The sequence below is a fragment of the Candidatus Methylomirabilota bacterium genome, assembly GCA_035315345.1.
Classification (GTDB): domain Bacteria; phylum Methylomirabilota; class Methylomirabilia; order Rokubacteriales; family CSP1-6; genus CAMLFJ01.
The window spans coordinates 21442-27856 of the sequence record DATFYA010000201.1 but is presented as its reverse complement, the minus strand read 5'-3'; the positions used below and the strand labels follow the sequence as shown (position 1 = coordinate 27856).

At 70.2% G+C, this 6415-nt stretch carries 6 protein-coding genes; 1 reads left to right on the top strand and 5 read right to left on the bottom strand.

From position 1 onward, the window contains the following. Positions 1 to 36 precede the first annotated feature (36 nt). The 3 genes from VKN16_26010 to VKN16_26000 form a co-directional block, all read right to left on the bottom strand. On the bottom strand, positions 37 to 1032 hold the full coding sequence (locus VKN16_26010) for an LLM class flavin-dependent oxidoreductase (protein HME97676.1): 996 nt from the start codon (positions 1030 to 1032) through the stop codon (positions 37 to 39). Positions 1033 to 1156: 124 nt separating this feature from the next. Then, positions 1157 to 2521: a hypothetical protein gene (locus tag VKN16_26005; GenBank protein HME97675.1), complete on the bottom strand. Its 1365-nt coding sequence runs from the start codon at positions 2519 to 2521 to the stop codon at positions 1157 to 1159. 134 nt (positions 2522 to 2655) lie between these two features. After that, positions 2656 to 2781, bottom strand: coding sequence for a hypothetical protein (locus VKN16_26000; protein HME97674.1), 126 nt, complete (start codon positions 2779 to 2781; stop codon positions 2656 to 2658). Between the two features lie 205 nt (positions 2782 to 2986). Here VKN16_26000 and VKN16_25995 point away from each other — a divergent pair, with 205 nt between their 5' ends. Beyond that, a complete protein-coding gene (locus VKN16_25995) occupies positions 2987 to 4780 on the top strand; it encodes a peptide ABC transporter substrate-binding protein (GenBank protein ID HME97673.1) in 1794 nt (597 codons plus the stop codon). Between the two features lie 60 nt (positions 4781 to 4840). Here VKN16_25995 and VKN16_25990 read toward each other — a convergent pair whose 3' ends face one another. Next, entirely contained in the window at positions 4841 to 5884 is a 1044-nt protein-coding gene (locus tag VKN16_25990; GenBank protein ID HME97672.1) for a Gfo/Idh/MocA family oxidoreductase, read from the bottom strand. Then, entirely contained in the window at positions 5881 to 6381 is a 501-nt protein-coding gene (locus tag VKN16_25985; GenBank protein ID HME97671.1) for a CinA family protein, read from the bottom strand. The genes VKN16_25990 and VKN16_25985 overlap by 4 nt, the downstream gene beginning before the upstream one ends. Positions 6382 to 6415 lie beyond the last annotated feature (34 nt).

Below are 6415 nucleotides of genomic sequence, written 5' to 3'. Positions count from 1 at the left end.
GGGTCGGCAGGTAGAAGCCGTAGCGCACGCCCGCTCCTACTTGAAGTGCGGCATCACCTTCTTCGCCATCAGGTCAATCTGGGCGGGATCGTCGGTCACCGGTCCCAGCACCAGATACTTGAGCCCGGCCTTCACCAGGTCGTCGATCCGGGCGTTGATGTGATCGACGGAGCCGATCATGTAGGACTCCTGCAGGTGCTCGTAGGTCCGGTGCGTGCCCATGGTCCGGATGAACGGCGCCTTCGAGGCCGCGACCGCCTTGGCGTGGCTCGGGGTGTCCACGAGGTGGATGAAGTTGCAGTGACCGAAGGTCAGCTTCCGGGGATCGCGCCCGAGGCTCTTGGCGTGCTGCTGGAGCAGCCCCCAGTCCCGCTTGACCCACTCCTGGGTGCCCGAGCAGCGCGAGAGCCAGTTGCCCGCCTTCACGATGCGGTCCATCACGGTGGTCGCGATGACCGGCACGTCGTGCTCGTCCGGGTCGGGCACCCGCGAGCCGCCCGACACCCAGATCTTCGGCATCTTCGGCGGCCGCGGATCGATGGTGACGTCGTCGAAGTGGTAGAACTTCCCGTGGTAGCTCACGCTCGGCTTGGTGAGCAGCAGGGTCACCGCCTCGATGATCTCGTCGGTCCGCTTGCCCCGCTCCTGGATGCGCGAGCCGGTCACCTCGTACTCGCGCGCGTACCAGCCGGGCCCCACCCCGAACACGTAGCGATTGTTGGAGAGGTGGCAGAGCGTGGAGATCTCCTTGGCGAGCAGGACCGGGTGGCGCACCGGCAGCACCAGGATGCCGGTGGCGATGTCCACCTTCGAGGTGAGCGCGGCCGCGTAGGCGAGCGACGTGAGCGGCTCCAGCCACGCGTTGCCGTAGAGGCCGGGCGCGGACAGCAGGTGGTCGATCACCCACACGTCGATGCCGTACTTCTCGCACCGGACGATGGAGTCGCGGATCCGCTGCATGTTCTTCGGATCCGTCTTCTTCCCGCTCCACGCGTAGGTGGGAATCCACGCCCCGAACTTGAGCTTGGCCATGAGGTCTCCTTTCGAGTCGGCCAACACCCTAAGGTGGGGGCGCGCGCGAAGTCAAGGCCGCCACTCCGCCGGAGCCGGCCGCTCGTGGGGGAGACGCGGCCGCGAGGAACGGCCGCCGCGACGACTAGAAGGAGCTGACCTTCAGGAGGACGAGGCCGAAGGCCCCGCGCGAGGACGTGTCGGGGTACACCGAATCGACGTAGCGATCGTAGCCGGCCTCCACCGACACGCTGGCCCGGCCACCCAGCATCGGGCCGAGCCCGCAGGCCAGGCCGCCACTCACGCTCATGATGCGACCGTCCACCGTGCGATCGCTGGTCTGCGATGTGCTGTAGGCGCCCAGCGTCCACACGTTCCACCGCGACGCGACCGGCCCGTAGGTCAGCAACAAGGACAAGGTGGTGGTCTGGTACTGGCCCGACGCCCAGTCGTAGCGGTCGGTGCCGGTGCTGACCGATGGCATGAGGGTGACCGTCTTCAGCGGCCGCAGGGTCAGCGTCAGATCGTGATAGAGCGAGGTCATCTCGCGATCCGCGTTCGCGAGATCGCGGCTGTAGCCGTAGACCGACGAGCCGGAGAGGTCGAACTCCGACCGCGAGTAGTACACCGAGGCGGCCACGCTGTCGAAGCTCTGCCGCTCCACCGCGAAGGGCCGGCCCGATCCGGTGAGCCACGTGCGCTCCAGGGTTCCGGTGGCGTAGGTGAGGCCGAGGATCGGCCAGCCGCGCGGCGTGACCTGCGCGCCGATCGCGGTCTGCGTGCGGTTCGTGCGGGGCACCGCCGGATTGCGGTCCACGTTGTCGGACAGGTCCGACTGCGAGAGCTTGAAGCGCAGCCGCCCGAGCCGCTGGGCCACCCAGACCTCGGTGCCCTCGCGATCCCGCTGCGACGCCGGCACCGACACCATCGGCTCGAGCCGCTTGCCGACCGAGCGATAGTCGGCGCCGCCCTCGAGCCCGTTCAGCTCGGCCTTGAAGCCGAGCGAGATCGGCTCTTCCTGATCGTCCAGCCCGAGCGAGGCGGCCGCGGCCGGACCGTAGCCCAGCCCCGCGTCGGGGCGAGAGGCCATGAGCGTGCTCGGCAGATAGGCCACCGTCCCGTACGCCGAGAACTTCATCTCCTGCGGCGAGCCGGCGGTGGCACCGAAGCGCATCAGCTGCCAGCGGTCGCTGTTGCCGAGGATGGCCCGCAGATCGGTGGAGTCCGCCCTGCTGGAGGTCCGCAGGGTGAGCGGGTCCGCCTCGATCGCCCCCGGCGTGTCGCGCAGCATCACCGCCCCGAGATCGCTGAGGCCGCCCGTGGGCATCATGTCCTCGCGGGACGGATCGTCGACGGGGCGGCCGAGGCGCGAGGCGAGCAGCCAGGGCGGCAGGTCGGGCGGCCGCTCGTCGACGGAGGAGTCGGCCGGCCACTGCGAGCCGCCGTGGGCCACGGCCACAGGCAGCGCGAGGGCGATCGCCGCGAACGCGAGAACGATGAGAGGACGCATGAAAAACATGCAGGCCATGCCTTCGACGTGATTCGAGTCTACGGTGGCGGGAATTATTCGACCATGGCAGCCGCCACGCACCGCGGCGTAGCGCGTGACGCCCTGGTGACGGCGCGCCCGATGGCCGCGCGGCTCTAGCGGTCGAGGTGCTCGAGCGCCTCGGCGAGGAAGGCGAGCGACGGAGAGTCCGGAGCGCCGAGGCTGCTCGCCGCGATGGCGATGGCCGCCGCCGTGGTCATGAGCCAGGACCAGCGGCTCATGGCGAACGCGCTCCGTGACCCACATCGAAAGAACCGCGATCGATCTGCTGGCCCGAGAGGGGCGGTGCATCGTCACCGATTCCCCGGCGGCCGACAGGGGCCGACCGGCGCGGCGCGCGAACGAAGCGCCCACCGGCCCCTTGACTTCGTCGCCCCTCCGCGTTATCCGTGTCGGACCCCCATCGAGGAAAGGTGCCCCTGGACCATGGACGAGCACGCGCTGCGAGAGCTGATCGCTCAGGTGAAGCTCGGCGGTCTCACGCGCCGGCGATTCGTCCAGGGCCTGGGAGCTGTCGGGATCGGCGCGCCGATGGCCGACCGGCTGCTGGGCGCCGCCGGCGTGGCCCACGCGCAGACGCCCGAGCCGGAATTCAACCCGACTCGGCGGGGCGGCGGCGGCATCCTGCGCATCCTCATGTGGGACGCCCCCACCCTGCTGCACCCGCACTTCGGCCGCGGGCTCCGCGACTTCGCGGTCCAGCGCATCTTCTACGAGCCGCTCGCCGCGCCCGCGGCCGACGGCACCTTCGTGCCCGTCCTGGCCGAGGAGTTGCCGAGCCTCAAGGCGCGCACCCTGGCCAAGGACGGCAGCTGGGTGATCTGGCGCCTGAAGCGAGGCGTGGTCTGGCACGACGGCGCCCCCTTCACCGCGGACGACGCCATCTTCAACTGGGAGTTCGCGCTCGATCCGTCCACCGCGGCGGGCACGAAGGCGGCCTACGACGAGATCGCCCGCATCGAGCGGATCGACCAGTACACGATGAAGCTCTACTTCAAGAAGCCGCAGCCCTTCTGGGCCGGCGCCTTCACCGGCGGGGGCTTGCTGCCGCGGCACATCTTTCAGTCGGTCAAGGGCGCGGGCGCGCGGGAGGCCATCGGCATGCTCGCCGCGGTCGGCACCGGACCGTACAAGCTGGTCGAGTTCCGGCCCGGCGACTTCATCCGCGCCGAGATCAACCCGAAGTACCACGTGGCCAACCGCCCCTACTTCGACCGTCTCGACATCAAGTGCGGTGGTGACTCGGTAGGCGCGGCCCGCGCGGTCATGCAGACCGGCGAGTACGACTTCGCCCACTACGTGCTGATCGAGGAGGAGGTCCTCCGACGTATCGAGCAGGGTGGCAAGGGCCGGGTCCTGGCCGTCCCGAGCAGCGGGGTCAGCTTCATCCAGTGCAATCAGACCGATCCCTACCGCGAGGTGGACGGCGAGCGCTCGAGCATCAAGGCCCCGCATCCCTTCCTCACCGACCAGACGGTGCGCAGCGCGCTCAGCCTGCTGGTGGACCGCGTGTCGATCCAGGATCACCTGGTGGGCCGCACCGGCCAGATCACCCCCAACTTCCTGAACTCGCCGGATCGCTTCCGCTCCCGCAACACCACGTGGGAGTTCAGCGTCGAGAAGGCCAACGACCTGCTCGAGCAGGCCGGCTACGTGCGCGCCGCCGACGGGGTGCGGGCCAAGGGCGGCCGCCGGCTGCGCCTGCTGTTCCAGGCCGCGGCCAACTCCACGGTGCAGAAGATCCAGGCGGTGGTGAAGCAGGCCGCCGCGCGGGCCGGCATCGAGATGGAGGTGAAGGCGATCCCCGCCTCGGTGTTCTTCTCGGCCGACGTCACCAACGTCGACACCAACGTCCGGTTCCACGCCGACCTGCAGACCTACACCGTGTTCACCGGCCTCGACCCCCAGCTGTTCATGGCCCAGTTCGCGTCGTGGGAGATTCCCGCGAAGGAGAACGGCTGGACCGGGCGCAACATCTCGCGCTGGCGCAACGCCGAGTTCGACACGCTGTGGCGGAAGGCGGACGTCGAGATGGACCCGGTTCAGCGGGCCGCGCTCTTCATCAAGATGAACGACCTCGTCGTGCAGAGCGCGGTGGCGATCCCGGTGACGTGGCGCAACGTGGTGCACGCGGCCGCGAACAACCTGAAGGGGATCGACCTCAACTCGTGGGACTCGATCTTCGGGCGGATCGCGTACTGGCATCGCCAGGGGGGGTAGGCCGGCGTCGACCACCCCTCACCCTGCCCGCTCCCCTGGGGAGAGAGGGAACGCGCGAGCCTAGAGGTCCTTCACCTCGACCGCCTGGCCGGTGGTGGCGCTGCGGGTGACCGCGTCGGTGAACTCCATGTAGCGCACCCCGTCCTCGAAGCCGGTCCGCGTGATCGTCTCGCGCCCCCGAATCGCGTTGACGAACTCCTCCTCGACCCGCCAGCCGATCCGCGTCTTCGGCGGCACCGGAATCTCCTTCAGCGCGCTCTCGCCGCGACGGCCGCCCGAGAGCCGCCGCGCGTCCGCCTCGAGACGCACGGTGCCCTCGCTGCCGAAGAGCCACGCCTCCGGCGCCGGGGCCAGCGCGGTGATCGCGCTGAACCGTAGATGACCGACCGCGCCCCGCCGGAACTGAACCAGGATGTCCACGTGATCGGGCACCCGGATCTCGTGCGCGCCGCCGGCTCCATCCTTCCGGCGCGGCACCGCGATCTTGGTCATCGCGGTCACCCGCTGGGCGGGGCCGAGCCAGCGCATCATGGCCTCGTACCAGATGCCCATGTTGAGGATGTTGTGCCCGCTCAGCGTGACGTCCTGCCGCCAGTGGATCGGCGCGTCGGGCTCGACGAAGCGGCCCTGCCCGGCCTGGAGCTCCACCGCGAGCACCTCGCCCAGGAAGCCATCCGCGATGAGGGACTGGATGGTCGCGTCGACCTCGAGAGTGTGCGGCGCCGGCACGAGCTGGGCGATCAGGCTCGGCGCCTTGCGGGAGGCCTCGAGCATGCGCCGCCCCTCCGCCGCGTTCATGGCCATGCGCGCCTCGCAGAGCACGTGCTTGCCCCGGCCGAGCGCGGCGATGGTCATCTCCGCATGCGTGTAGGGCCACGTCCCGATGCAGACCGCGTCGATGTCGGGGGCGTTGACGATCTCCTGCCAGCTGCCGTGGACCCGGCCGATGCCGAATTCGCGCGCGACCGTCTCGCCCGACTCCTTGGAGCGATTCGCCACCGCCACCAGCTCGACGCCGGGCTGGGCCTTCAGTTTCGGGATGTGATGCTTGCGCGTGTTGGCGCCGGCCCCGATGAAGCCGACGCGGATCGTCTGGTCGGTCATGACGTGCCTCCGGCCTGCTGGATGCAGGCGTCGAGCAGTTCGAGCGCGGCGCGGGTGAACGCCCACATGTTGGCCTCGCGGTCGGCGCGCCCTGTCTCGAGGGTGCGGGCGGCCTCGATCGCGCCCGCGACCGCGAAGCAGGAGTGCCCGGCCGCGTCGCCGTAGCGGTTGCCGGTCGGACCCGCCGCGCCGGTCTCCGCGAGCGCCCACGTGGTGCCGAGCCGCTCGCGGATGGTCTTCGCGTTCAGCCGCGCCGCCGCCTCGGTGCTGGAGCGGATGCCGCGCACCGCCTCGTCGGCCAGCTGGAGCAGGCCGCGCCGCGCGGTCTGGGTGTAGACGACGCCGCCGCCCACGAAGTACGCGGACGCGCCGGGAATGGACAGCAGCGCGGCGGAGATCAGCCCGCCGGTCGAGGACTCCGAGACCGCGACCGTCTCGCGGCGCGCCATGAGGCGCGCGGCGACGGAAGCCGCCAGCGATCCGAGCAGGTCCGGCACGGCGGGGAGGATAGCACGTCGCGATGGTGCGGCG

What these genes read in the sequence shown, in the direction of transcription:
- VKN16_25990 (HME97672.1), bottom strand. Translation starts at nt 5,884, where the DNA reads ATGACCGACCAGACGATCCGCGTCGGCTTCATCGGGGCCGGCGCCAAC.
- VKN16_25995 (HME97673.1), top strand. Translation starts at nt 2,987, where the DNA reads ATGGACGAGCACGCGCTGCGAGAGCTGATCGCTCAGGTGAAGCTCGGC.
- VKN16_26000 (HME97674.1), bottom strand. Translation starts at nt 2,781, where the DNA reads ATGAGCCGCTGGTCCTGGCTCATGACCACGGCGGCGGCCATCGCCATC.
- VKN16_26005 (HME97675.1), bottom strand. Translation starts at nt 2,521, where the DNA reads ATGCGTCCTCTCATCGTTCTCGCGTTCGCGGCGATCGCCCTCGCGCTG.
- VKN16_26010 (HME97676.1), bottom strand. Translation starts at nt 1,032, where the DNA reads ATGGCCAAGCTCAAGTTCGGGGCGTGGATTCCCACCTACGCGTGGAGC.